The organism is Streptomyces sp. NPDC002537 (assembly GCF_053594975.1).
Genome location: NZ_JBSFWT010000097.1, coordinates 1 through 25,617, shown reverse-complemented (window position 1 = coordinate 25,617; position 25,617 = coordinate 1). Strand labels below are relative to the sequence as shown.

Genomic DNA, 25,617 nt, shown 5'->3' with positions numbered 1-25,617 from the left:
GAACAACTCCCACAGGCCGTCCGGCACCAACCGCTCCACCAGATTCGTCACCAGACCAGACTGCCGCAAGATCACAACCAAATGAAACGGCTTGTACGTCCGTCGGGGTGCGGAATCTTGCAGTCGACGGTGCGATCGTGTGGCCGCGCTCGGTGAGAAGGGGCCGTACTTCCTGGATAGCCTGCGTGAGAGTGCTTCCGGTGACACCGAAGAACTGGGCGAGCAGTTCATGGGTGCCGATCTTGCGGAGACAGAGCACGGTGGCCAGGATCCGGTCTTCGTCGGAGAGCTCGTCCTTGGCGCCCGCGCCTCGCGCCCGTCGGCGCTGACCGCCCCGGCGTTCGAGGCGGATCTGCTCACGTCGCTGTGTCAGCGCCGGGAGCAACACGCTGACCAGAGTGTCCAGTTGTGCGACGGGCATGCCGGTCAGTTCCGGGTCGCGGAGCGAGGAGGCTCCGGGAACGTCCGGGGCGCCGTCCCGCCGGGCGGTCATCGCGGCGACGGCTTCCGGCCCCGTTCCGTGGCCGAGGGCGGGGCGGCGCTCGGTGGGACAGAGGGTGTAGTTCCAGTCGCCGTGGAAGCGGTGCCGGCTCATCGCCAACGCGTCGATCTCGACATCGGTGATCTTCACGCCGGTGTCGTAGGTGCCCGTGTCGAGTTCGGCCCGGACTTTCAGCCCGGCGTGGGTGGTGGTCGCGGCGATGCTGTTCACGATGACTTCGTGGCTGGTCAGCGGCCTGCCGCGCCAGTTCATGGAGATATGGGAGAACAGCCGGTGCTCCACCTTGTTCCACTTCGAAGTCCCCGGCGGCAGGTGGCACACGGTGATCTCCAGGCCTGTCTCGGCGGCCAGGGCGGCGAGTTCAGTCTTCCAGGCGCGAGTGCGGTAGCCGTTGGAGCCGCCCGCGTCCGCGGTGATCAGCAACCGTGCGGCCTGCGGGTAGTCGTGCCGGCCGACCGCCTGCCACCAGCGACGGATCGCAGCGACCGCGAACGCGGCGGTGTCGTGATCGGTACCGACGCTGACCCAGCCGGTGTTCGCGGCGACATCGTAGACCCCGTACGGGATGGCCTTGCTCGGCCCCTGCCGGTCCAGGAAGCCGTGTGTCTTGACCTGCACGGGCTCGCCGGTCGGCGCCCACTCGCGGCCGCCGTTCTTGTACTGGCCGACCAGCTCCTTCTTCTTGGTGTCCACGCTGATCACCGGCTCTCCGGCGTCCTGATGGGCGCGGGCTTGTCCGTTGATATAGCGGAACTGGGCGTCCCGGTCGGGATGTTGCGTGCCCTCGATCGTCTTGGCGTTGGCCTGCAGGCTGAAGCCCTCCTCGCGCAACAGGTCGCCGACAGTGTCCGCCGAGACGCGGTGACCCTGCTGGGTGAGTTCGCCGGCGAGTTTGCGCGTCGACTTCGTCGTCCAGCGCAACGGCGACATCGGATCCCCACGCATGTCCGGCTCGACCAGTGCCAACAGTGCGGGCCGCAGTCCTGGATCCGCCTCGGCGGCCCTCTTGCGCCCGCCGCCGGGGCGGCGGACCCGGCCCAGCGGCTCCGTCCCCGCTTCCAGCTCGTCGACACCCTTGCGGACAGTGGTCTCGCTGACCTCAGCCGCCTGCGCGACGGCCCGGATCCCGCCGTGTCCCAGGATCCGGGCCTCGGTCCCCATCAGCAGACGGCGCTGACGCTCGTCCAGGTGCGGGAACAACGCCACGAATCTCACGGCGAGTTGATCACGAGTCTCCTGCGATATGCCCATACCACACCAACGAGCCGGATCACGGGAAGCAACAGGTTGATTCTCTGCAAGCCCTAAGAGACGAGGCGAGCTCGGCACGGACGATGAGACCGCCCCCGGGGTTGGGGCTGGCCCGCACCTCGCCGTGGTGGGCGTCGGTGATGGCGCGTACGACGGCCAGGCCGAGGCCGGCGCCCCTGGTGCCGGGGCTCGCTGCGCGGTGGAACGGTTCGAAGAGGGCGGGGATCTGGGCCGGGTCGATGAGTGTGCCGGTGTTGGTGACCTCGATCCAGGCGCCGGATGGTGTCGTGCCGGTGGTGAGGTGGACGTGGCCGCCGGAGTGGTTGTGGCGGACGGCGTTGGCGAGGAGGTTGAGGGCGAGTTGGGCGAGGAGCGCGGGATCGCCGGTGACGGGTGCCGGGTTCAGTCGCGTGCGTACGTGGATGTCGCGTTCGGTGATCTCCGTGCGCAGGTCGGCGAGGGCCGTGCGGGCGGTGTCGGCGAGGTCGGTGGGGCGGGCGGTGACCAGGCCGCTTTCCCCGCGGGCCAGGGCGAGGAGGGAGGCGAGGAGGTTCTCGCTGCGGGTGGTGGCATCGAGTGCGGTGCGCAGGGCGGGTTGCAGGTCGGCGGGGACGCGGCCCTGGGAGAGGGGGATCTCCAGAGCGGTGCGCTGGATGGTGAGAGGGGTGCGCAGTTCGTGGGAGGCCTGGGCGGTGAAGCGGCGCTGGGCGGTGAAGCTCGCCTCCAGGCGTTCGAGCATCGCGTCGATCGTGTCGCCGAGCCGGCCCACCTCGTCATGGGGGCCGGTCAGGGCGAGCCGTTCGCCCAGGTGGTTGCCGTTGTTGATGCGGGCGGCAGCCTCGGCGACGTGACCGAGGCGGCGCAGGGAGCGGCGGCTGAACCACCAGGCGAGCAGGGCGGCCAGGACGGTGAAGACGGCCAGCAGGACGAGGGAGTGGGTGAACAGACCGGTCAGGACGGAGCGCTTGAAGTCCTCGAAACTGTGGGCGGAAGTGGCCTCGGAGCGGACGGCGCCCGGCGGCGGTTGGGCGGGACCGGTCGGCGCGGGGGACGGGATCACCGGTGTCGAGGGCGTGCGGGGTACCGGTGACGGGGCGGTGCCGGGCGTGAGCAGATTACGGTTGATGGCGATCAACTGGCGCACGCTCAGCCAGTCCAGCAGGAGCAGGCCGCTGCCGAGGAGTATGAAGGTGACGACTGTCGTGCAGGTGAGCCGGGTGCGCAAGGTCGGACCGCGGCGCGGGCGCGACACGGGGGAGGCCGGGTTCACAGGCGGTATCCGAAGCCGGGGTCGGTCTCGATGACCGGGGGGTCGCCGAGCTTGCGCCGCAGTTGGTGGACGGCGACCTTGACCGCGGAGGTGTTCGGGTCGAGGGCGGAGTCCCACAGCCGCTCGAAGAGCTCGCCGGGGTGCACGGGAGCGCCGTCGGCGGCGAGGAGGATCTCCAGGACGCCCAGCTCGCGGGGGGTGAGGCGGAGCGGGGTGCCGTCGCGTTCGGCGGTGCGCCGGACGGTGTCCAGGCTGATGCCGCGCCGGGTCAGGACGGTGGCGGCGGGGGCGGGCGCGCGTCGTCCCAATGCCCTTAGCCGGGCGACGAGTTCGAGGTAGGAGAAGGGCTTGGCGAGGTAGTCGTCGGCTCCGTGGCCGAGCCCGTCGACGAGGTCGGCGAGGGTGCCCGCGGCGGTGAGCATGAGGATGCGGGCCGGGTACCCGGTGGCGTTCAGGGTGCGGCACACGGTGTCACCACTCACCTGAGGCAGGTCGCGGTCCAGGATGACGACGTCGTATGTCCTGGCGGCCGTCATCTCCAGGGCGCGCGCCCCGTCAGGGGCGATGTCGCACGCCATGCCCTCGCCCTTCAGGCCGTCGGCGAGCATCGCCGCCAGCTCCGCCTCGTCCTCGACGATCAGTACGCGCATCCGTCACTCCGGCCCCTCATGTCCTGCTCTGTCCCCTCCAGGATGCCTTGGCGCGGGTTAGCCACGGGTTAGCCGGATGCTCACCGGTGGCTCACCGCCCGCCCCGTACTTCTTGAGGTGACCGGTCCGGACATAGCGGATCGGCAGACCACAGGAGGGGCGTGTCATGCGTTTCAAGGGGTACGGCACCAGGGCCGTCTGGGCCACGTGGAGCACGGTGACGGCGCTGTCCGTCGCGGCCGTGGTGTCCGTGAGCGGCTGTTCGGCGGAGCAGAAGGCGCCCGACGTCGCCGGGGGCGGCGGAGCGGGCGCGAGCGGAAAGCCGAAGGACCAGCGGGCCGTCCGGCAGCAGTGGGTCGACTGCATGCACCAGGAAGGGCAGACCGGAGTGACCATCGGTCCCAATGGTGAGATCCGGGTCCCTGCGGGGGCCGCGGACAAGAGCGGCGGCGCCGACAACAACAGTGCCTACGACCAGGCGGAGAAGACCTGCAACACCAAGGTGCCGGGCATGCAGCAGGTCCGGGAGCAGGGCAAACAGAAGATGGTCGACCAGGCACGCAAGTACGTCTCCTGTCTGCGCGAGAACGGCTTTCCGGACGCCCCCGACCCCAACCCCAAGACCGGCGTGATCGTGGTCGACCCCAAGAAGTGGGACAAGGCGAAGTTCGGTGTGGCCGCGAAGGCCTGTACCAAGATTCCCGGCCCCGGCATCCAGGTGGGGTCGTGACCGTGACCACCGACAACGATGTGACCACCGACACCGAACCGACCGCGCAGGACCCCACGCAGGACGAGGACGCCGACTCCACCGGCCCGCGGCGTACCCGGCTCCGCCGCAAGCCCGTAATCGTCTCCGCGGTCCTGGTGGCCGCCCTGGCCGCGGGGACCCTGGCCGTCCTCCAGCCCTGGCACGGCGGCCCCGCGCGGAGCGGGCACCCGACAGTCCGCCACACCACCGCCGAGGTCCAGCGCACCTCGCTCGCCGACGGCCTGAAGCTGGCCGGACAGCTCTCCTACGGCACCCCGACCGACGTGGTCGCCCAGGGACACGGCGTCCTCACCGCGCTCCCCAAGGAGGGCGACCGGATCAAGGCCGGGCAGCGGCTGTACGAGGTCGACGGCGTCCCCGTCGTCCTGTTCACCGGCGACCGCCCCTTCTGGCGCGACCTCGCCGAGGGCGTGTCCGACGGCGAGGACGTACGGGAGCTCAAGCGCAACCTCGTCGACCTCGGCTACGCGGACGGGCTCGGGCTGAGTGTCGACGAGAAGTTCACGAAGTCGACCGTCACCGCGGTCAAGCGCTGGCAGAAGGCCGCCGGGCTCAAGCAGACCGGCAAGGTCACGCTCGGCTCGGCCGTGGCCCTGCCCTCGGCGACGGTACGGGTGCAGCAGGTCCCCGCCAGGCTGGGCGCGGCCGTCGGCGCCTCGGCGGTGCTCAAGGTCACCGGCACCGACCTGGTGGCCCAGCTCCAGCCGTCCGACGACCAGGTCTCCCAGTTCCAGCCCGGTGGCAAGGTGACCGTCCGGCTGGCCGACAGCACCCAGGTCCCCGGTACCATCCGCACCCTGAACCTGGGCGGCTCGGGCAACCAGCAGGGCAACGGCGGTGGCGGCGACAGCGGCGGAGGAGGCGGAAGCGGTGGTGGCGGCACGAGCAAGACGACGGTGACCATCGCCCTCGACAGCCAGAAGCAGGCGGCGAAGGCAGGCCCGTCCTCGGTGACCGTGACCGTCACCGGCCAGAGCGTCGACGACGCTCTCGTCGTCCCCGTCACCGCCTTGCTCGCGCTGGACGGCGGCGGCTACGGCGTCCAGGCGGTCAGCGGCGGCCGGACCCGGCTCGTCCACGTCCAGCTCGGACTCGTCGCCAACGCCAAGGCCCAGATCACCGGCGAGATCAAGGCCGGCGACCAGGTGGTGATCCCGTCATGAGCACACTCTTCGACGCACCCGACAAGACATGTGTGCCACCGGTCCTGGAACTGCGTGGCATCGTCAAGGAATATCCCGGCAAGCATCCCGGAACGCCCCCCTTGCGCATCCTGCACGACATCGACCTGACCGTGACACCGGGCGAGCTCGTCGCCGTCGTCGGCCCGTCCGGCTCCGGCAAATCCACCCTGCTCGCCCTGCTCGGCTCCCTCGACCGGCCCACCGACGGCCAACTCCTCTTCGAGGGCGACGACCTGACCGCCCTCACGGAGCCGGAAGTGGCCGCCCTGCGCGCCCACCGCATCGGCTTCGTCTTCCAGCAGTTCTTCCTGCTGCCCGGCCTCACCACCGTCGAGAACGTCGCCACCGGCCTTCTCTACAGCGGCACCAGCCCCTCGCTGCGCCGCTCACGCGCCATCGAGGCACTGCACGAGGTCGGCCTCGGCCACCGGCTCGACCACCACCCCAGCCAGCTCTCCGGCGGCGAACAGCAGCGGGTCGCCATCGCCCGCGCCCTCGTCGGCCGCCCCGCCCTGCTGCTCGCCGACGAGCCGACCGGAGCCCTGGACACCGCCTCCGGAGCCGCCGTCGTCGATCTGCTGCGCCACTTGAACGCGGCGGGTACCACCGTGATGGTCATCACCCACGACCGTGACCTGGCCGCCTCCTTCCCCCGGCGCGTCGGCATCCAGGACGGCTGTATCGCCTTCGACGAGACCCGTACGTCTCCAGGGCGCCCGGAATCCGGCGGGAGCGACGCCCCTGACGGGGCCAACGCCCCTGAGGAGGCGTCCCGTTGAAGCGCCGTAGTACCACCACACCGCGCCCCACCCGGCTGAGCCCCGCCGACCTGCTGCGCCTGGGCCTGCTCGGCCCGCGCACCCGCCGCCTACGCTCGGTCCTGTCGGCGCTCGGCATCTCGCTCGGCATCGCCGCCGCCGTCGCGGTCACCGGGATCTCCTCCTCCAACCAGGCCCATCTCCTGGAACGCCTGGACCGGCTCGGCTCGAATGTGATCACTGTGGGCCCCGGCAAGGACACCGACCAGAGGACGGTGCCCCTGCCCCCCGAGGCCGAGAAGATGCTCGCCAACATCGCCCCCGTCCAGCAGGTCACCGCGACCGGCGACACCACCGCCCACGTCTACCGCAGCGACCTGGTGCCCACGGAGCAGAACGGCAGCATCGCCGTCGAGGCGGCCCGGCTCAACCTCCCGGACGTCCTGCACGCCCGACTGCGCTCCGGCCGCTGGCTGGACACCGCCAGTCAGCACCTCCCGGTCACCGTGCTCGGCGATCAGGCCGCCGACCGCCTCGGCATCAGCACACCCGGCCGGAAGGTCTGGCTCGGCGGCCAGTGGTACGCCGTCATCGGCATCCTGGAACCCAACGAACTCATCCCCGACCTGGACACCTCCGCCTTCGTCGGCTGGCCTCAGGCCACCGCTCACCTGGGTGCCGACGGAACCGCCTCCGCCGTATACGTACAAGCCAACCCGGAACGGGTCGGCGCCGTGCAGTCCGTGGCCGGAGCCACCGCCAACCCCGCCCACCCCACCGACGTCGCCGTCACCCGCCCCTCCGACCTCCTCAAGGCCCGCACCGAGACCCAGGACACCATGACCGGCCTGGTCCTCACACTCGCCGCGGTCGCCCTCCTCGTCGGCGGCGTCGGCATCGCCAACACCATGGTCGTCGGCGTCATGGAACGCCGCGGCGAGATCGGCCTGCGCCGGGCCCTGGGCGCCCGCAGCGGACAGGTCGCCACCCAGTTCCTCATCGAGGCCGTCCTGCTGGGACTCGGCGGAGGACTCGCCGGAGCCGCCGGCGGCGCCCTCACGGTGTACACCTACGCCGCTGCCCAGAGCTGGCCCGCGAGCGTCCCTCTCTACACCCTCGCCGCAGGCCCTCTCACCGCCGTGCTCGTCGCCACCGCCGCAGGCATCTACCCCGCCCTGCGCGCCGCCCACATGCCCCCCACCACCGCCCTGCGCGGAGCATGAGACCGCCGCGGACATGTGCGGAGTGTGAGTCCGGCGAGGGCAAGGCCGTCGGGACGACCACTGAGGCGCGGCCACCACCGCCCACGCCGGACCGATACCGGCCGCCAGGACATCAATGGCGGTGCCGCCCGCACACCGAGGCACATGATGACAACCATCGGCCTACCAGACCCTGATTTCTGACGGGCTTGTCAACTGAAGAGGACTGTCCCGGCCAGCGCCTCGTGGATAGCTTGCCCAGGTGAATGCCCCAGCCCGAAAAGACCATCGACCAGTGCTGTCCGCAGAGGGAATAGACCGATATTTCGTCTCTCCTGAGGGGACGGTCCTCCAGGCTCTGGACCACGTGTCGCTGTCGGTGGCAGACGGAGAATTCGTCTGTGTCGTCGGGCCCTCCGGATGCGGAAAGTCGACGTTGCTGCGCGTCCTCGGCGGCCTCGACACACCATCCGCCGGGGAAGTGCGGCCGGGACCCGGGCTGTCGTCCGTACCGCCGGCCGCCTTCGTCTTCCAGGACTGCGGCGTACTGCCATGGCTCACGGTGCGGGCGAACGCGGCCTTCGGACTACGCATGTCAGGCATGGGCAAGAAACCGTCCAACGCGGTGGCGGACCACTGGCTGGCCCGCGTGGGCCTGTCGGAATTCGCCGACGGCTACCCCGACCGCCTCTCGGGCGGGATGCGGCAGCGACTCGCCCTGGCCCGGGCGTTCGCGTCCGGCCGCCCGGCGCTGCTGATGGACGAACCGTTCGGCGCGCTGGACCCGCAGAACCGGCTCCTGATGCAGGAACACCTGCTGCGGCTGTGGGAAGAGGAGCACAAGACGGTCGTCCTGGTGACGCACTCGATCGACGAGGCACTGCTGCTGGGCGACCGGGTGCTGGTGATGTCCGACCGCCCCGGACGGATCACGGACACCTTCACCGTTCCGTTCCTCCGCCCGCGTGCCTCCGCTCTCCAGGACACGACGGCCTTCGCCCGTCTGCGCGCCCGGGTGCGCCAGGCATTGCGAGCGCACCACCCCGGCGAGCTCACCACCGGGGGAGAGCGATGAGCACCGTGGTTCGGACCACCCGCGAGCAAGCCGTGCGCTCCGCCGTCGTCCAGGCACGCAAGGACGCCGTCCGGTACGCGGTACCGGCCGTCACGCTGCCACTGCTGCTGCTCGCCGGATGGGAGGCCGCTGCCCGCACGGGCCTGATCGACGCGCTGCTCTTCCCGCCGCCCACCCGCATCGTCGGACGACTGACCTCGATGGCGGCCGACGGCGAACTGGGCGAGCACGTGACGGCCACCCTGGGCCGACTGGTACCCGGCTACCTCCTCGGCGCACTGGCCGGGTCCGTGGCCGGGTTCGCCATGGGAATCTCGCGGACCGTCCGCGCCGCACTCGGACCGCTCTTCGCCGCCCTCTACTGCGTACCGAAGACCGCCACCCTGCCGTTGCTGCTGCTCGTCTTCGGGCTCACGGAAACACCCAAGGTGCTCTCCGTCGCCATCACGGTGTTCTTCGTGATGCAGATCAACACCCTGGCCGGAGTACGGCAGATCGATCCGCGCATGCTGGAGACCGCCCGCTCCTACGGGGCATCGGGGCCGCGACTGCTCCGGTACGTCCTGCTGCCCGGGGCCCTGCCGACGATGCTGACCGGCCTGCGCACCGCGATCGGGCTGGGCTTCGTGGTCGTGGTAGCTGTGGAGATGGTGGCATCCGAAAGTGGCCTGGGCTTCCTGATCTGGAACTCCTGGACGCTGTTCCAGCCGGACCGGATGTACGTGGGCCTGCTGGCCGTCGCCCTGCTCGGGGCGGTGCTGGGCGCGGCCGTGACGCTCGCGGAGCGGTGGCTCGTACCGTGGCGGGCCACCCGGCTGCCACTGTTCGGCCGTTGGCGCGTGCTGCTGCGGGCGAGTACACCCCATTCCTGAGTTCCGCTGCCTTCGGTACCGGCGTTTCCCTCCTCCGCAAAATCCCCAAAAGCCCTCCGCAACAGCTCCGAAAGAAGGAAGACTCGCATGCGCTGTCGTCCCCTGCCCGTGCTCGCTCTGCTGGCCGGAGTCACCCTGCTCGCCACAGCCTGCGGGGAAGGAGGCAGCAGTTCGGACAAGAAGTCCGACAAGGCGGCCGGAACCACCACCGTGACGGTGGCTCAAGTGCCCTCCACGCTCTTCGCACCCCTGTACCTCGCCGATGCCAAGGGCTACTTCAAGGCAGAGGGCCTGAACGTCAAGCTGCAGAAGGTGCAGGCCGGACAGGACGCCGTGCCGCTGGCCGGGACAGGGAAAGTGGACGCGGTCGTCGCCGGTTTCTCCGCCGGGCTGTTCAACGGGATCGACCAGGGACTGAAGGTGAAGGTCGTCGCCTCCATGGGCGCCTCGACCGGAAAACAGCCCTCGCCCACGGCCCTGGAGGTCGCGAAGCGGCTGCTCGACTCCAAGGACGTCGACAAGCCCGCCGACCTCCGCGGCCACAAGATCGCGGTGGCCGGAGGCCCCGGAGCGGCGGGCGGCTACCAGCTGGCCGCCACTTTGCGCGCGTCAGGCCTGGCTCTCAAGGACGTGACGATCGTCAACGTACCGATCCCCGACATGAGCAGCGCGCTTGCCAACGGCAGCGTCGACGCGGCCCTGGCGCCCGCGCCGTTCACCACGGCCATGGAGGAGCACAGCGTGGCCAAGCCGCTGGCCGTCCCCCCACGCGGCACCACCGCCACCGGCGTCGTCTTCGGCACCGCCTTCGCCGGCAAGCCCGCGGCGGACAAGTTCCTGACCGCGCTGCGCAAGGGCGCCGCCGACCTGCAAGGCCAGGGCGCCACGTCCACCGAGAACCTGACCATCCTGGCGAAGGCCACAGGCCAGAAACTCGACGTGCTGCGCAAGACCCCGCCGTACCAGTGGGACCCGCGGCTGGCTCCTGACCAGGCCCAGCTGGCGGCACAGCAGCAGGCGTACCGCGACGCGGGCCTGCTGAAGGGCAAGGCGTCGTAAGTCGTAACAGGAGTGGGCACTGCGGCCGGGCACGGATGCGGCCGACGCGCTTGCGATGGCCGACCGGGCAGACCGTCGGTCAGGTCCGCCGAGACCCCGGACAGGCGACGGGTAGCGGCTGGAGCCTGATACCCGGTCGGCAAGATGAGTGAGCCTTCGCGGGCTGAGTAGCCGGAGACCCGCTCAGGGCAGGAAATACGCCCGAGGCGCCGTTCCGGTCAGAAGCGTACAGAGCCCAAGCCGGTTGCGTTGCCCACCGTATTCCGCCCTCGCCGATCCCGGGTGAGCACAGAGGCGGTTTTCGGCAACCGCGCAGGGCGGCAGGTCGGTCGTCGCGATGAGAGGAAACCCGGCCTTGTGGGAAGACACGGCCAACGATCCGAAGACCTCAAGCGCAGCGTCTGAGGGCACACCGGTGTCTGTCTCGTTCGTAAGCGCCGCCCTCTCATCGCGGCTGATCGCAGGTCACACCAGAAGGCGACGACGAGGCTCCCGGGCGACACGCCCGTCGCTGGGGAGTCCGGAAGACGCACTGACCTTGGTGGTTCCCTGGGCGCTCAAGAAGGTCCGGCACGGTCCGGAGACGGCGCTCGGGAATCCGGACGGGAGAGCGGGGAGAGATGGGCGTTACGGAGATCGGCCCACGCAAGGCGGGCGAGAGGCTGATGTACAACCGCGCGGTCCGGGTCGACGATCCGCGAAGCTGGCTCTTCGTTTCCGGGCATGAAGCTCGCGACGACGACGGCACGATCGCTTGCAAGGGGGACATGGCGGGTCAGATCAGGCTCGCCATGCGACGGCTCGGGCAGACCGTCGCCGAAGGCGGGATGACCATGTCGGACGTCGTGCAGGTGCGCATCGTCACCACCGACCTGGCCGAATGCAAGGCCCAGTACGGAGTTCTCATGGACGAACTCGCCGCGGTCGACTGCCGACCGGCCAGCCTGCTGGCCGAGGTCAGTGCCCTGTCCGACCCCGACATGCTCATCGAGATCGAGGCCGTCGCGGTGCGCTGAGTCGGAAAGCCCTCATCCCACCCGCGGCACCGCTGGCTGATCGTCATCACGGAATGTGCTCCGAGCCACCCCGGAGCCGTCTGCGAGCGCCGGTACCGGCAGCCACAGATGGGGACGTCGTACGGGAGAACATAGAGAATCAGCAAGCGACTTGTGCCTGCCTTGGCGGACGACCCGGAGGTGCCGGGTGGACCGTCAACCTCCGGTGACGGCACTGTCATGCTTCGGTCCTCCGGCGCCATGGGATTCGGTGCGAGTGTTCTACCCGGTGGTGGTGCGCATGGGCGCCCGCGTAGCGCTGGCGATGCGTTCGTCGGCTGCCGGGCGTCCACCGGCGCGGACGGCCTGGCCCGTACGCCTGTATGGATGGCCTCCGTACAAGGCGGGCGCCGTCACCTATGGCCGGTGCCAGGCGGCACAGCTTTCCGGCCCACTCGGCGATGCCTGGTTCAAGGAGTTGCTTGTGCCAAGCCGGCCTCACAGAGGGCACAGGTGAGAAAGGCAGAACCGCACATGACGCACGAGCCACTGTCACGGTCGAAGAAGTCACCCGTTGCGTCCCGGTCGGCTGTCGTATGGCCGAATGCCACGCGGCCAGCCGCCGCACCGGCGTTTCCCGTTCCCGCCCAAGAGGCTCGTTCCTCACTCCAAGGCGGCAGGCCCGCGGCAGGACTCGTGCCTTTTCAGACGGTGACCTCCCTGGCGCAGAACCGCTCCACACGGGAATGCGCCCAGCCCCCTGCACTCTCCGTGGCGGGCCTCCAAGACCGTAGAGTTCTTCGCCGGGTTGCCGAGGAACAGTGGGGTACTGAACAGGTCCATATGGACGCCCGCGCCTGCGGTCTGATGCTGGCCCTCGGCTCGCAGCTTCTCGCCGGTATCCTGCCCGAGGCACAGTTGCGGCAAGGTCGGCTACTGGACGTGGCCGCTCAATGGGAGGATCTCGATGCCTTCCGGGCCGCCGCCGAGGCCTACGCCGAGGAGCTCCGCCAGAAAGCCGCCCAGCGGGCCGCCGCGAAAACCCTCCTCGAACGCTTCCCGCACCTGACGCATACCAGCAGCACTCGCAGACGCCGCGTCCTCCGCAAACGCGAGGTGAGTCAGGACCTCCACCATGCGCACAACCTCGAGACCGCAGCCGCACGCACCCGCCTCTTCAGCCCTGACGAGAAGGCGTACCTGAAGGCGAAACCGGTCACCGACACCGCTGGGGACGCCGACGGCGGCATCCCCGATCTCGGGCGCTTCGAGCCCGAGGCAGTTGCGGAGGCCCACCGGCTGCTCAAAGCAGCCCCGGGGACGACGGAAATCGTCTTGCGCGATCCGCTGCGCCCCGCTGACAGCACGGAGCGCGCCAGAAAGGTCACGGCGGTCACCAACGCAGTCGAGGCGTGGCTGATCAAGGACAAGGCGGACAAGGTGCAGGCGCTGGAAGAAGCCCGGCAAGCCCGCCTGCGCGAGGCCGAGGCTGAACGGCAGGCCGCAGCCGCCGCCTTTGAAGCCGGGCTGTGGGGCCTGGAGGAACGTGAGCTGACCGGACTGCTGAGCAGCCTGGTCTCTGACCCGGCACCGCAGGCACAGGCCGACCAGCGGCGCGCCGCGGTCGCCGAGCACCTGGAGGTGGTACAGGCGGCCCAGGTCGGCGGCGCCGAAGCGTATCTGTCTGCCATACGCCGGGAAGAAGCGGAGACCGAGCGGGCCAAGCAGAAGGGCCTCACGGGCCTGTTCCGGGCGGGACGCACGTACGGAAGGAAGGGCACCACTCGCATCGCGGCTGCCGAGGAGCTGATTGCCCGACGCGGTGGAGACGTCGAGCGCATGGGCCGGCTGATGGTGATCCGTGGCGAGATGCAGCCGGCGTACGGGTCCGGAGGCAGGCCGGTCGGGCTGCGGAATTTTCTGGAGTCCAAGTGCACAGGGGCAGAGGTCGGACCGGGCCGGGAGGCGCTCGCCGTTGTGATCCGCCGCATCGACGAGGCTCCTGCCGTCCAGGAGATGCTCAAGGCAGTGCGGGAGCACGGCCCCGACTACCTCGAAGGGCGCAGGCAGGCCATGGTGCGCACCCTGGAGATGTATCGCCGCCGTGTCGAGACCCTGTTGCGGGACCAGGAGTTCCTGCGGACCGAAGAAGGACGAGCCGCACTCACCCAGGCCAAGGAAAAAGTCGCGGAGTGCGTAGGCGTCATTGAGCAGTACTTCCGATGGAACGGCCTGCAGCACTCAGCCGAGTACGCCGGCCGTGTCGAGCGCGCGGCAGCTCCCCACGCGGCCCGGCAGCTCGCAGCCCGCCAGGCGGAGGCCGACAAGGAGTTCCGGGCCGACATGGGTGGGATCGTCAAGGAGAACCACGTCACCGTTTTCGTCGCGGCCGTGCGCGCCGATCTGGTCAAGGGAACCACCAGCCGTCTGGACGCGGAGCGTACCGAGGACCTCCGCACGATGCTGGCCCTGCTGCCCACATTCACGGCAGCGGCGGAGAAACACGCCGCATGGTCGGAGGTCTACCGCGGTTGCGCGGAGGCGGGCCGCCTGGTGGAACGCGAAGTCACGCGCGAACTCGCCGCCCGGGACCGAGCCGAGCACGACTGGCAGCTCTACCAGGACGAACAAACAGAACGGATGCAGCAGCTGTTCCCACGCTGCGCTCCCCGTCCCGCCGACGGCAAGTAACCACGTGACCTCCACAGACCTGCCATGGAACACAGCCCCTGTGAGACGGTCAGCGCACGATGCCTCAGCACACCCGCGGTGAGGTCCAAGGGCCTCCAAGCTTCGGGTGATCGAGGAATCGGTCTACAGGAATTCCCGCGAAGGCACCACTGACCGATGGGATCAGGTCTGCTGGATCACTCCTTTGCTCCAGCAGCGCATGGCGTTCCGCCGGGCGCGCGGCAACGCCGCCACTATGTGTGGTGTGGCGATGCGCCAGCTGGTGGCGACCGTCTTGGCATACGGGGCCGTCTCCAGCGCGGCTGGTACCGCTATCTTCCTCGTGGCCCAGCCGACAACCTCGCCCAGTGCCCGCGGGCGCCGCTCGCGCATGGAGCCCGGCAAGCGCCCGCCTTCAGTAGACACCTGCATATCACCGGCGTCTTGTACGGCCTGCAGCAGCCGGTCGACGGAGGCCGTGTCGACGTTCTGTGTATATGTGTCGTAGCGGACCGGCAGGCGATTGATCGCCTCTTGGGCGGCGCGCAGCGGTGACTTGCCGACGGGGGTCGGCTTTGCTGCGGTGGCGTAGTAGTGCGCCATGCGCCCGGCGTTGGCGAGCCGGTACATGCTCTTCGCCGGATTCACCACCACACCCGGCACGATTCCGCCCGCCAGAGTGTTCACGGCTGCTTTGGCGGGTGCGAAGAGGTGGTCCAGATACATCACGGCCTCCCAGCCCCGCTCCCACGAGTCTTTCAACCTTGAGAACGTCTGCGGCGTGCCTACCTTGCCTTTCAGCCACGCCGAGTATGGGCTGTCGACGAGGTTCTTGTCCGCCAGCAGTTCCTTCGGCTCGACGAGCAGGGCGCGCTGTGAATAGTCCCGCTGGCCGGACTGCTCATGACTCTTGCGCGGCTTGTAGCCGAGCTCCCGGGCGACCGCCGTCTCGTTGAACCGCCACACCGTGTTACGGGTCACCGCGGCGTCGTCGTACGCCTGTGCCAGATCGGCCGCCCCGGCGGGCAGTGTGTCGCGGTAGGCGCGGGCGGTTCGCGAGGCCGCCGCGAAGGCCGGCAGCTGGATGAAATCGCCCGCGTGAAGGAAAGAGACACCCGCAGCCCCCAGTACCGCGTGCCGCAGCGCTGCCTTGTCGCCGAGGGCGATGGCGGCGCTGCGCGTGGTCGCGTAGGTGCCGAAGGCGCCTGGGGTCAAGGTCCGTGGCACGACAACGGGGGAGGTGTCGTATGCCCCCGCCAGCATGTGTGTGGCATGGCACAGCAGGCTCGCCAGCATTACTACCGGGCTCCACAGGAAGGAGTCCGTCACACCGCCCAGCTGCAGGACGGTGGCGTACGGCAGGCCGACGACGGCGCAGCTGCCGCGGCCGTCTTGCGCGGCGTCCACGTCCAGCGGTGTCACGGTCATCGCGCGCAGGTCGCGGCCCACGTTGGCGATCAGCACCCGGATGTCCGCGGCGGGCCTGGGCGAGCTGCCGGATGGGTCAAGCTCCTGGAACCCGCCGTCGTCGGCCCGCCCGGTCACCTGCGTGGTGAAAGGCACCTTCGGTTTGAGCGCTGCCGGTACTGGCAGCAGTTTCGGTACCGCGGCCGTGAGTGCTCTGCCGCTGGGTGCCTGCTCCAGCTGATCCAGCAGTTGTCCGGCGTATCCGGTGAAGGACAGTCCGCCAGCAGGCCTGCGCTCTTTGTCCCGTCGTCGTGCCCTGCGCAGGGCCTCGGCGGTCGGCAGCACACTCTGACTCAAGGCCCTGGTGGTCAGCCAGGTGTCCGGCTTGCCGTCGTGCCGACGCTGCCAGTACCGCTGCGCCCCACTGCCTGTCACCGACTCCAACGGCTCTTCGGTACAGGCGATTCCTGGCGCCAGCATGACCGCGTCGACAAAGTAAGGCTCGGGGGCGCCGCTGCCCTGCCGCCTGTGCCCCAGATACAGCCGCCGTCGCTGCCGCGGGGCGTCGTCACCGGTCGGGGGCCATGAACATTCGGGGGACAAGGGCGTATGCCTGACCTCACGTGAGTCCCAACGGTCTTCGCTGCCAGTGAGCACGACGATCTCAGTGAACAGGGCGTCGCCGGAGGGCTGAACGATGACACTTACCGGGTTCAGGTTGACTGGTTACCTTTCGGACTGGAACCGGACAGGGGCTGTCCGTCAGCCTTTACGTGACCCCGTCGGCGGAGACCCCGGGGCAGATACGACAGCCCAGGGAGTGGTTGGGTGTCCACAGCAAGTGAACTGATATCTCGTCGAGTTGCTCAAACGGATCGCAGCCCTTTGACCGTCGAGCCCGCGCCGTCGCGGCTACGACGTCAGGGCGCGATGCGGCGTGCCCGGCGTCACGGTCAGGACGGGAGCGCTGCTGCCAGCTCTGGCTGGCCACGTCCGGCGGGTCGGAGCGGGGCGCGCGTTGGTGCCTTCGACTACCTGCACCGTACGAATATGAACAATCTGCGGGAAGATCTGGCCTCGGGTGACGAGGCGGACAGGTCGAACGCCGAACGGGTGTGGGAATCGCTGGAGACGATCGCGCACTCCGGTCATGAGGCCACTCTGTGGGCGTACAACCCGCAGGCGTTCTCCCACTTTGGGCGGGCGGCTGTGGCTGTTGGTGACCTGGAGACGGCGGACTTCGTCGCGGTTGTCGTCCCCGGCATGACCTACTCGGTCAAGAAGCTCCCCAAAGTCGCGAAAGCCGCCCGCAATCTCCACCAGGAGTGCCTGCGCAACCACCCCGGCGCCCGCGTCGCCGTGCTGGCCTGGATGGGCTACCACGCCCCCGCGGGCAAGGACTCGGCCAAGGTCGCCACCTGGACACTGGCCCAGGCAGGAGCCAGACAACTACGGCGTGACGTGGGGGAACTGCGCAGAGGCTGGCGGGAAAGCCCCACCCGGCACCGGCAGGGATTGCCTGCGGAGCCCCGGTTGACCCTCAGCGGGCACAGCTACGGAAGCGCCACCACGGGCCTCGCGGCCTCCTTGGAGCAGGGCGGTCTCGCCGACGCCGTCATCCTGCTGGGCAGCCCCGGGGCCAGCGTCCGGCACGCCGAAGCCCTCAACATCGGCTCCTCGAACGTGTTCGTCGGAGCCTCCAACCGGGACCCGGTGACCTACATCCAGGCATTCGGCACCGACCCGGCACACCGTTCCTTTGGCGGTATCCGCTTCCGGGCTGACCACAAGATCGCACCCGGCCAGAACATGATGGCGGAACACCAGCACTACTACGACACCGACAGCGAATCCCTGCAGAACATCTCCCGCGTCGTGATGGGCAGGACACACGACGTGGCCCGACAGAACGGACGAACACACCTGGAACTTAGCCTGTCCCCCTGGGCCTCCAAACGCGTACGCCCGGCCGCGTGAGGACGCCCCTGACCCTACGTTCGGGGGAGGAGGGGTTGGTACCCGAAAACAGCATTGCTGCCTTGTGTTGTCAACTCAATTGAATATCTGGAGCAACTCGACAGAGGGGTTTGAAATGTTTGAACCGAAGAAGCTGGCGGCATCGCCCTTTGCGCGCGGGAGCGCTCGGCAGGGGCGCCAGCCTGTGCGTCGTTTTGCGGCACCGGACACGCTCAAGTGCCAACTTGCGGCGTGGGCTAACGCACAGAAGCCTCGCGGACTGAAGGATGCGGTATGGGGTAATGTGTCTGAATTCTTGATGATTCTCCAACAAGAGGTAGAGTGTCACGAGAAGGCTAAAATGCAGATCTCGGTCAATATCTCTGATTATGAGTGGGGGCACTGCGCGATCAGTGTTATTGGCAAGGATGGCCGTGAGCTCATTACCCTCGGGTATCACGGAACCGGGGGACTGTATCGGGAGAACACTGCCCAGCGACCAAAGGAATAGGGCGGCAGGTACGAGCCAAATTCTTCACGGGAATTCATGATTTTTCCACCGCGGGTGCCGAAACTCGTCGAACACATCTACAAGTCTGTCGTGGGAAAAGAGTACTCACTGCGGAAGTTTAATTGTGCCGATTTTGCCGCTGGAGCGCACCGGGAAGCTACGGGGCTGCGTCCTCCAGGAGACTGCAGAAACTCCACACTGAGGGATTGGGTGCCGAGCACTCCGGCACGCCTCAACTGGTCAATCAGGAGAAGAAACGGCCTGGCTGGCTAAAGCGTGTTCCGCAACCCGGTGAGCGTGCATCTTTCCTGTATGGCTGGGGTGTTGCGGGCCGAGCGGGTGTGGGTGGTGAAGTTCCCCCGCGATTTCGGACACTCGATGTTTACGCTGCGAGGGTGTGACCTTGTTCGTGGCGCTGCCGTGCTTCGAGCGGGGTGACATAGCCCCACTGTGGGTGCTTGCGCAGACGCCGACGGTTGTAGAAGGTCTCGATGAAAGTGAAAATCTCGGCTCTCGCGGTGGCCCGGTCGGGCCAGAAGCGGGTGCCGATCTCTTCTTTCAGTACGGCGAAGAAGCTCTCCGCCGCGGCGTTATCGTAACAGGAACCGGTTCTCCCCATGCTTTGCCTCAGCTGCAACTCGCGTATTTTGCGGCGGAGTTCGCTGGAGGTGTATTCGCTGCCGCGATCCGAATGCGCGATGCACCCGGGCTTCAGCCGGCCGCGTCCGACGGCCATCTTCAGCGCGTCGGCCACGAGAGTGGCGCGGTGGTGATCGGCCATCGAGTAGCCGGTCACCTCGCGGGTGGCCAGGTCCAGCCAGGTCGCCAGATATAGCCAGCCCTCCGCGGTCGCGATATATGTGATGTCGCCGACGGGTTTTTCCCCGGGTGTGCCGGCGGTGAAGTCGCGGCCGACGAGATCCGGAGCGGGCACGGCCTTCTTCTCCCGCCGGGTCAGGCCACGGCGCTTGCGACGGGTACTGACTTCGGCTCGTCAGGGTGGCATTGGGGTGTCGAGGGCGAGGCCGGTTCCGGCGATGAAGCCGTTGAGGGTGCCGGGCCGGTACTGGAGGCGTTTGAGCCGGTTGCGGACGAGCGCCTCCAGACGGTCGAGGGCGACGACGGCGAGGTTGGCCAGACTGCGTTTGACGTGCGCCCATACCCACTCGACCGGGTTCAGGTCGGGTGAGTAGGCGGGCAGCAGGAACACCGTCAGCCACTCCCGTTCGTCGATCAACTTCCGTATCCTGCGGGAGACATGGGTGTTCAGCCGGTCCCAGACCACCACGATCGGCGCCTTGACGAGCTGGTGGGCGCCGTCGATCAGTGCGATGAAGTCGCGCTCGCCCATGCTGCGGCGCTTGCCTTTGCCCGCCGGGTGGGAGATCAACCGGTGGCACAGCCGGGTGCGCGAGCCGGGCCGCATGGCAATCAGTCCGGCCACCGACAGGCGTCCCGAGCGGCGTCCGCTGACCGTCAGTGAGTGTTTTTGAACGCTGGCTGTGAGGCGCGTACGGCTGGATGATCTGGAGGGTGGGGGCTGGTGGGACGGTCCGGCGGTATTGTCGGGAGTGCGGTGATCCGTTGCCGGTGACGATGGCGGCGGAGGCGGTGTTCTGTTCGTCAGCGTGCAGGTCGCGGCGGTGGCGGAGGCTTCGGCGGACCCGCGAGCGGGTGATCGCGATGAAGGTCGGCGAGTCGGCGGAGTGCCCGGTGTGCGGCCGGTGCTGGACCGTAGGCGTCGAGCGGAGCCGGTCGGCCGTGTACTGCTCGCCGCGGTGCCGGGTGAGGGCCTGCCGTGCGCGGCAGGCGTCGCGGAACAGCGTTACGGAAACGCTATAGGCGAACCCCGTGTTGGCCCCTGCTGTCTCACCCGTTTTGCACGGGCTTGGCGGGCGCCGGTGGAGTGCTTCGAGCGCGGGTGTTTGCACCTCTGGCTCGCGATGACGCGTGCGCGCACTCTGGCCGGGAACCGGTGCCGGGTAATCCGATTGTCTCACCATGGCCGGTGGTGGGCCCGGGCGCCGGGGCGAGGTGGTGGTCCCCGTGTCGGAGCGGATCGGGAACGTCACACTGGAGCGTTTCGAGCAGTTGGTTACCGAGGCGAAAGAGCTGGTCAGGCAGGTCACCCGGGCTCAGTTCCGGCTCGGCGACATCGCGTTGGAGATCGAGCCGATGCGGTCGGTGGGCGGTTCGATGCCCAACGGGGTGGACGACCTGTTCACCGTCGAGGAATCGCTTCAGTGGTTCGCGGATGAGGTGGGAGCCTCCCGGTCCACGGTCGAGGACTGGCGGTGGACGGCCAGCCGCTGGCCTGCTGGAAGGCGCCGGGAGGATGTGTCCTTCACCGTTCACCGTGTCCTGGCCTCGATCCAGGACGACGGCGAGCGGTGGGCGTCGATCGACGACGTGCCGTTCAACCAGCGCACCGGTCGGCGCCAGTGGACGCCGGATGCGGCGAAGCGGCTGGTGGGGCAGCGGGTGGACCGGCCGGTGACGGTCGAGGAGAAGGTCGCTGCCGTGACCGACCTGACGAAGGACGAGGAGGTTGCCACACAGGTGGCTGCTGACTTGCTGCGGCGGCCGACGGTGGCCGGGCAGGTCGCCCCGGACCAGAAACTGCGGGTGGTGGCCGAGCTGACCCGGGACGAGACAGTCGCCCAGGAGGTGACACGGGACCTGTTGCGGCGTCCGTCGGTGGCCCGGGAGGCGATGCGGGACGACACCGCCAGGATGGTCGTCAACCGCGCCCAGTTCGACAACTCCGAGCAGGCCCGGGAGCGGATCCGCGAGCGCGTCCAGGCTGTCCGCAAGATCGAGCACACCATCGAGTACCTGGACCTGGTCGGGTCGTGCCACCAGTTCGTGGCCACCCTGGGCCGGCTCGTCCCCCGGCTGCGGGGCCAGGAGTTCACCGACGACGAGCGCGATCACGTGCGCCGCGGCATCACGAAGGTCCGTACGGCGGCGGACTGGCTGGAGGCGGCGATGGACCGGGGAACCTTCACCCTGGACGAGCAGTTGGTCCAGCTCCTCAAGGGCGAGTAGCCGTGGCCGGCCTGGCCCGGCCTGTCGCCGAGCACTACGGCGACCTGGTCCGGGCAGCCCTGCTGGAAGCCCGTCCTGTAGGACTCCACTCTCGCCAGCTGGTCGCCGCCACTTGCCTGACGCCGTCGAGGGTCGCGCGCGGCATCGAGCACCTGCGTGACGTCGGTGCGGCCGAGCACCTGACTCCGATCATCTGGTGCCGCAAGGACGGCTACATGTTCTCGGATGAGCCCGCGGACTGGATCGAGTACGAGAAGAAGCAGTTCCGCATGCTCCTCGGCCGACTGCCCCGGGTGATCACGGGGACGCTCGACCCACACCTGTCCCGCTGCCCCGAGGACGAATGGGCCCGCCTGGCCGTCGCCCAGCTCACCGGGGTTCGCGCGACCCTCGCCCAGCTCGCGAAGTAGCGCTGGCCATCCTTGTCGGCCCCCTGACCCGGTAAGTCCTGCCATGCCGAAGTCTGCCCGCCGTCGTTGCTACCCATCCGACACCACGGTTGCCGAGTGGGCCCTTCTCGAACCGCTCCTGCCCGTCCCGGCCTGCCAGACCAAGACCGGCGGGCACCCCGAGAAGTTGCCCCGGCGCCAGATCGTCGATGCCATCCGCTATACCGTCGACAACGGCGCCAAGTGGAGGGCTCTGCCTTCCGACTTCCTATTAGTTACGTGGAATCACACGCCGCGGGATGCGGCTCGTATCCTGCGGCGTCCCCACGTACTGAGGAGATCCGTTGGGCAGCGCGGTGGTGTTGGAGGAGAAGTGGCCGGTCCTTGGCCGGCACGAGCGGGCAGTCGAGTGGCTGCGAATATGGACGGATCTGGGGCGGGCACCCCGGACGATCGATGCGTACGCGCGGGGACTGGCTGAGTACCTGCTGGTCTGCGAGCGCGATGGAATCGACCCGATCTCCGCGAAGCGTCTGCACGTGGCGGCGTTCGTGAAGGAGCTGGCAACGCGGCCGGGCCGTCGGGGAGGTAATGTCGTCGTCTTGGACTCCGGGGCCGGCTTGGCGAACGCGACGCTGCAGCAACGTCTGGTGCCGGTGCGGCTGTTCTACGACTACCTCATCGAGGAGGGTCTGCGGGAGTCCAACCCGGTCGGCCGCGGCCGCTACACCCCCGGCCGGAATTTCGGCAGGCACCAGCGAGGGCTGGTGCCTCGCCTGACGAAGCTGCCGTGGATCCCGAGCGAACAGCAATGGCTCGACCTGCTGGACGTCGCGCGTGAGGAACCCGTACGCAACCGCGTCATGCTCGCTCTCGCCTACGACGCGGCCCTGCGGCGCGAGGAACTGTGCTCGCTGCGGACTGATGACCTCGACCCTGCCCACCGGACCCTGCGGATTCGGGCCGAGACGACCAAGACCCGGCGCGAGCGCGTCGTCCCCTACTCGGCGTCGACCGGGGTTCTGCTGTCTGGCTATCTCACGCATCGGGCCACGATCAGCCGGGCCCGAGGGCCGCTGTTCTTGTCCGAGTCGCGCCGCAACTACGGCCAGCTGCTGACCCTTTGGACCTGGTCGAAGGTGATTCGGCGCGTTGGTCTCGCCGCCGATCTGCCGCGCTTCTCGACGCACACCACACGCCACCTGTGCTTGACGGACCTGGCCAGGATGGGCTGGGAACTGCACGCCATCGCCTCTTTTGCCGGACACCGCAGCACCGAGTCGACACTGACCTACATCCACCTCTCCGGCCGCGACCTGGCCGAGAAGCTGAACCGGGGCATGCAGCAGATTCACTCCTGGCGCGTGGACATGCTCACCCGCGCCGCCCATACCGCGGCGGTTGCCGAGTGACTCCACAACCGAGTACGGCAGCCACACGGCCGACAAGCACTCCTACCTGGTCAGCAGCCGTCGACCTTGCCCACTATGACCGTCGCGGCCTGCTCACCGAGGCTGAGGCGGAAGCACTGCGGACACTCAACATCGATCAGCTCCGGCGCGACGGCCTCAGGCTCGACTCGGTGCCGCTTCGGCCTGCGGCCCGGCTGGTGAGACCGTTGGCAGACACTCTCACCGGTCTGCACTGGCCGCCTAACGACCGTCACCAGCGGCGGTTCGCGCGCGACACGGCCGGGCTGGTGCTGATCCGCTGCGGCGAGCTCCGCCGAGCCTTCTGGGGCTGGTCAGCGGACGACTGGGTCGACCTGATCAACGCCAGCGGCGCCGACTTCCGGCGCTCATGGGGCGGCCAGATCGGCCCCAACGCCCGGCCCTTCGTGCTCATCTACGCCTACCTGCTCGGCGAGTTCACCGCCTTCGACCTGCTCGGTCGTTTCATGCGGCCGACCCTGGCCCGTCGGGTCTTCGGCGCCGATCTCGTCGACGATGCCGTCCAGCGGATATGCAAGGTGCTGGCCGACTGGGGCTATCGCCGTGACGCCGACAAGCTGGCTGCGGTGATCTGCCAGATGCTGCTGCTGAACCGCAGTCCGCTGCTGAAGGATCTGTCCACCGAGGCCCTGGCCGCACTGCGTCTTCACCCGACGATGAGTGGGCAGTGGGGCAAGGACTTCTACGGCCTCCACCGGGCGGTCGCGGCACTGGGCCACGCGGACCCGCCGCCGTCGGGACATGAGGCCGGGCCTGCCGCAATGGAGGGAGTTCCAGCCCCGTGGGCTGCGTCGGTTGAGCACTGGTACGCGACATCGACGCTGACTCCGAAGATCCGCCAAAGCTACCGCAGCGTGCTCGCGAAGATCGGCCGCTGGTTGGCCTCCGAGCACCCCGAGATCACCGAGCCCGGCCAGTGGACCCGTCAGACGTGCGCGTCCTGGGTCGCGGCCGTGGACCGGATGGCCGTCGGCGACTTCTCCCAGTGGACTCACGGCATGCGCTCGCAGGACCGTCTGGGGAAGCCGCTCACGCCGCAGACGAAGTCCGGCTATCTCAAAGTGCCCCGCACGTTCTTCCGTGACCTGCACGAATGGGAACTGATCCCGCGAAGGTTCGACCCGGCTCATGCCCTGAGAACCCCTCGAAGCGTTCGCGCGCTGATGGGGCCGGACCCACGGGTGATCGCCGATGACATCTGGGCCAAGCTTCTGTGGGCGGGCCTGAACGTCGAGCCCGGCGACCTTCCGACCGCGGACGGTCGCACCTATCCGGTCGAGTTGATCCGGGCCATCACGCTGACCTGGCTGTTCGCCGGTCAACGCAGTGACGAGATCGCCCGGTTGAGGGTGGGCTGCATCCGCTGGCAGCACGACGGCCTTCCCATTCCCGGTGATTCCGGCGAGGTCCTCGCCCGCGACGCCGTCTGCCTGCTGGACGTGCCGACCCACAAGACCGGCACCGCGTTCACCAAGCCCGTCGACCCACTCCTGGGCCAGGCCATCGAGGCATGGCAGGCCGTCAGGCCGACCCAGCCACCGATGCTCGACCGCAAGACCAACGAGGACGCCGACTTCCTGTTCGCCCACCGCGCCCGCCGGGTCGCCAAGCACTACATCAACACGGCGATCATCCCGATGCTCTGCCGCAAGGCCGGCGTCCCCACCGCCGACGTCCGCGGCAACATCACCAGCCACCGGGCCCGGTCCACCATCGCCAGCCAGCTCTACAACGCAAAGGAGCCGATGACGCTCTTCGAGCTGCAGGAATGGCTGGGGCACCGGACCCCCGAGGCGACCTCGCACTACGCCAAGATCACCCCGAACACGCTGGCCAGGGCCTACAACGACGCTGGCTACTTCGCGAGGAACGTGCGCACCATCGAAGTCCTCGTCGACCGCGACGCGGTCGCCTCCGGCGCCGCCGCCAGCGGCGAGCCCTGGCAGTACTTCGACCTCGGCCACGGCTGGTGCACCTACACCTTCTTCGAGCAGTGCCAGCACCGCATGGCCTGCGCACGCTGCGACTTCTACACCTCGAAGGACTCAAGCAAGGGCCAGCTGCTGGAAGCGAAGGAGAACTTGCAGAAGATGCTGGCCAGCATCCCGCTGACGGACGACGAACGCGCCGCGGTCGACGACGGACAAGCCGCCCTGGAGCAACTCCTGGATCGGCTCACCGACGTCCCCACCCCCGCCGGGCCGACACCTCGCCAGATCGGTGTTCCCGCGACTGCAACATTGCTGCCGATCGTCGACGTCCGGCAGGGCAAGACGGGAGGTTCTTGACAAATCTGATTCCACAGAACGCCGTGGGAAACGGTTTACGGGTTTTTCTGGCGATGGAACCGCCGCGGAGTGTTTACCCACATCCGTGACCAGCTCCGCCGTCGTCTCCGTACTGGCCTGGGGCGATGCCCCTATCCGGTCACGCTGATCGTCGATTCACAATCGGTCAAAGGCGCATCCACGGTGAGCAAAGCGACCCGGGGATTCGATCCCGCAAATTATCTGGGGTCATCAGTTATGCCGGGTCCAGTGCATCCGCGCTGGATGAGGGCAGGGTGGCAGCGGCGGAGGCCGTGATATCTGCAGG

The 25,617-nt window shown here is 68.6% G+C and carries 20 protein-coding genes and 2 pseudogenes; 16 read left to right on the top strand and 6 right to left on the bottom strand.

Annotated elements, in window-relative coordinates:
- From ACWD4A_RS30525 to ACWD4A_RS30515, 3 genes are all read right to left on the bottom strand, one after another.
- On the bottom strand, positions 1-1,753 hold a 1,753-nt coding region (locus ACWD4A_RS30525), incomplete at its 3' end, for an ISAzo13 family transposase (protein WP_451198878.1).
- A gap of 19 nt (positions 1,754-1,772) precedes the next feature.
- Positions 1,773-2,978, bottom strand: a complete 1,206-nt coding sequence (locus ACWD4A_RS30520) for a sensor histidine kinase (protein WP_451198875.1) — start codon at positions 2,976-2,978, stop codon at positions 1,773-1,775.
- Positions 2,979-3,019: 41 nt separating this feature from the next.
- Positions 3,020-3,673: a response regulator transcription factor gene (locus ACWD4A_RS30515; RefSeq protein ID WP_451198872.1), complete on the bottom strand. Its 654-nt coding sequence runs from the start codon at positions 3,671-3,673 to the stop codon at positions 3,020-3,022.
- Between the two features lie 166 nt (positions 3,674-3,839).
- Between ACWD4A_RS30515 and ACWD4A_RS30510 the strand changes: the two genes are divergently transcribed.
- From ACWD4A_RS30510 to ACWD4A_RS30470, 9 genes are all read left to right on the top strand, one after another.
- Positions 3,840-4,403 carry a hypothetical protein gene (locus ACWD4A_RS30510; RefSeq protein ID WP_451198869.1) on the top strand — a complete coding sequence of 188 codons (564 nt, stop codon included), beginning with the start codon at positions 3,840-3,842 and terminating at the stop codon, positions 4,401-4,403.
- Positions 4,400-5,608 (top strand): peptidoglycan-binding protein, encoded by a 1,209-nt coding sequence (locus tag ACWD4A_RS30505; protein ID WP_451198866.1) that lies wholly within the window; start codon positions 4,400-4,402, stop codon positions 5,606-5,608. The genes ACWD4A_RS30510 and ACWD4A_RS30505 overlap by 4 nt, the downstream gene beginning before the upstream one ends.
- A complete protein-coding gene (locus tag ACWD4A_RS30500) occupies positions 5,605-6,408 on the top strand; it encodes an ABC transporter ATP-binding protein (RefSeq protein ID WP_451198863.1) in 804 nt (267 codons plus the stop codon). Before ACWD4A_RS30505 ends, ACWD4A_RS30500 begins: the two co-directional genes overlap by 4 nt.
- The gene (locus tag ACWD4A_RS30495; RefSeq protein WP_451198861.1) at positions 6,405-7,610 is read left to right on the top strand and encodes an ABC transporter permease; all 1,206 of its coding nucleotides are present in this window, start codon (positions 6,405-6,407) and stop codon (positions 7,608-7,610) included. Before ACWD4A_RS30500 ends, ACWD4A_RS30495 begins: the two co-directional genes overlap by 4 nt.
- Positions 7,611-7,884: 274 nt before the next feature.
- A complete protein-coding gene (locus tag ACWD4A_RS30490) occupies positions 7,885-8,664 on the top strand; it encodes an ABC transporter ATP-binding protein (RefSeq protein WP_451198859.1) in 780 nt (259 codons plus the stop codon).
- Positions 8,661-9,536: an ABC transporter permease gene (locus tag ACWD4A_RS30485; protein ID WP_451198857.1), complete on the top strand. Its 876-nt coding sequence runs from the start codon at positions 8,661-8,663 to the stop codon at positions 9,534-9,536. Before ACWD4A_RS30490 ends, ACWD4A_RS30485 begins: the two co-directional genes overlap by 4 nt.
- An 87-nt stretch (positions 9,537-9,623) precedes the next feature.
- Positions 9,624-10,595 (top strand): ABC transporter substrate-binding protein, encoded by a 972-nt coding sequence (locus ACWD4A_RS30480; RefSeq protein WP_451198855.1) that lies wholly within the window; start codon positions 9,624-9,626, stop codon positions 10,593-10,595.
- 620 nt (positions 10,596-11,215) lie between these two features.
- The gene (locus ACWD4A_RS30475; RefSeq protein WP_451198853.1) at positions 11,216-11,611 is read left to right on the top strand and encodes a Rid family hydrolase; all 396 of its coding nucleotides are present in this window, start codon (positions 11,216-11,218) and stop codon (positions 11,609-11,611) included.
- A gap of 822 nt (positions 11,612-12,433) precedes the next feature.
- The gene (locus ACWD4A_RS30470) at positions 12,434-14,281 is read left to right on the top strand and encodes a hypothetical protein (RefSeq protein ID WP_451198851.1); all 1,848 of its coding nucleotides are present in this window, start codon (positions 12,434-12,436) and stop codon (positions 14,279-14,281) included.
- Between the two features lie 162 nt (positions 14,282-14,443).
- On the opposite strand, the gene ACWD4A_RS30465 is transcribed toward ACWD4A_RS30470, so the two are convergent.
- Positions 14,444-16,111 carry a hypothetical protein gene (locus ACWD4A_RS30465; RefSeq protein ID WP_451198849.1) on the bottom strand — a complete coding sequence of 556 codons (1,668 nt, stop codon included), beginning with the start codon at positions 16,109-16,111 and terminating at the stop codon, positions 14,444-14,446.
- 606 nt (positions 16,112-16,717) lie between these two features.
- On the opposite strand from ACWD4A_RS30465, the gene ACWD4A_RS30460 reads away from it, so the two are divergent.
- Positions 16,718-17,644: an alpha/beta hydrolase gene (locus tag ACWD4A_RS30460; protein WP_451198847.1), complete on the top strand. Its 927-nt coding sequence runs from the start codon at positions 16,718-16,720 to the stop codon at positions 17,642-17,644.
- 115 nt (positions 17,645-17,759) lie between these two features.
- A complete protein-coding gene (locus tag ACWD4A_RS30455; RefSeq protein WP_451198844.1) occupies positions 17,760-18,134 on the top strand; it encodes a hypothetical protein in 375 nt (124 codons plus the stop codon).
- A gap of 382 nt (positions 18,135-18,516) precedes the next feature.
- Here ACWD4A_RS30455 and ACWD4A_RS30450 read toward each other — a convergent pair.
- Both ACWD4A_RS30450 and ACWD4A_RS30445 read right to left on the bottom strand, forming a co-directional pair.
- Positions 18,517-19,104: pseudogene (locus ACWD4A_RS30450) on the bottom strand (IS3 family transposase); the annotation flags it as partial.
- 24 nt (positions 19,105-19,128) lie between these two features.
- Positions 19,129-19,611 (bottom strand): annotated as a pseudogene (locus ACWD4A_RS30445) (transposase); the annotation flags it as partial.
- Between the two features lie 569 nt (positions 19,612-20,180).
- Here ACWD4A_RS30445 and ACWD4A_RS30440 point away from each other — a divergent pair.
- The 5 genes from ACWD4A_RS30440 (at position 20,181) to ACWD4A_RS30420 (ending at position 25,310) form a co-directional block, all read left to right on the top strand.
- Complete coding sequence (locus ACWD4A_RS30440; RefSeq protein WP_451198842.1) at positions 20,181-21,182, top strand: DUF6192 family protein; 1,002 nt, start codon at positions 20,181-20,183, stop codon at positions 21,180-21,182.
- Positions 21,183-21,184: 2 nt separating this feature from the next.
- Positions 21,185-21,592 (top strand): hypothetical protein, encoded by a 408-nt coding sequence (locus tag ACWD4A_RS30435; protein WP_451198840.1) that lies wholly within the window; start codon positions 21,185-21,187, stop codon positions 21,590-21,592.
- Positions 21,593-21,635: 43 nt separating this feature from the next.
- Positions 21,636-22,052: a transposase gene (locus tag ACWD4A_RS30430; protein WP_451198839.1), complete on the top strand. Its 417-nt coding sequence runs from the start codon at positions 21,636-21,638 to the stop codon at positions 22,050-22,052.
- Positions 21,934-22,983, top strand: coding sequence for a tyrosine-type recombinase/integrase (locus ACWD4A_RS30425; RefSeq protein ID WP_451198881.1), 1,050 nt, complete (start codon positions 21,934-21,936; stop codon positions 22,981-22,983). Before ACWD4A_RS30430 ends, ACWD4A_RS30425 begins: the two co-directional genes overlap by 119 nt.
- A gap of 197 nt (positions 22,984-23,180) precedes the next feature.
- Positions 23,181-25,310, top strand: a complete 2,130-nt coding sequence (locus tag ACWD4A_RS30420) for a tyrosine-type recombinase/integrase (protein WP_451198838.1) — start codon at positions 23,181-23,183, stop codon at positions 25,308-25,310.
- Positions 25,311-25,617 lie beyond the last annotated feature (307 nt).

Coding starts and splice junctions, on each gene's coding strand:
- ACWD4A_RS30515 (WP_451198872.1), bottom strand. CDS start 3,673: ATGCGCGTACTGATCGTCGAGGACGAGGCGGAGCTGGCGGCGATGCTC.
- ACWD4A_RS30510 (WP_451198869.1), top strand. CDS start 3,840: ATGCGTTTCAAGGGGTACGGCACCAGGGCCGTCTGGGCCACGTGGAGC.
- ACWD4A_RS30500 (WP_451198863.1), top strand. CDS start 5,605: ATGAGCACACTCTTCGACGCACCCGACAAGACATGTGTGCCACCGGTC.
- ACWD4A_RS30485 (WP_451198857.1), top strand. CDS start 8,661: ATGAGCACCGTGGTTCGGACCACCCGCGAGCAAGCCGTGCGCTCCGCC.
- ACWD4A_RS30480 (WP_451198855.1), top strand. CDS start 9,624: ATGCGCTGTCGTCCCCTGCCCGTGCTCGCTCTGCTGGCCGGAGTCACC.
- ACWD4A_RS30475 (WP_451198853.1), top strand. CDS start 11,216: ATGGGCGTTACGGAGATCGGCCCACGCAAGGCGGGCGAGAGGCTGATG.
- ACWD4A_RS30470 (WP_451198851.1), top strand. CDS start 12,434: ATGGACGCCCGCGCCTGCGGTCTGATGCTGGCCCTCGGCTCGCAGCTT.
- ACWD4A_RS30460 (WP_451198847.1), top strand. CDS start 16,718: ATGAACAATCTGCGGGAAGATCTGGCCTCGGGTGACGAGGCGGACAGG.
- ACWD4A_RS30455 (WP_451198844.1), top strand. CDS start 17,760: ATGTTTGAACCGAAGAAGCTGGCGGCATCGCCCTTTGCGCGCGGGAGC.
- ACWD4A_RS30430 (WP_451198839.1), top strand. CDS start 21,636: ATGCCGAAGTCTGCCCGCCGTCGTTGCTACCCATCCGACACCACGGTT.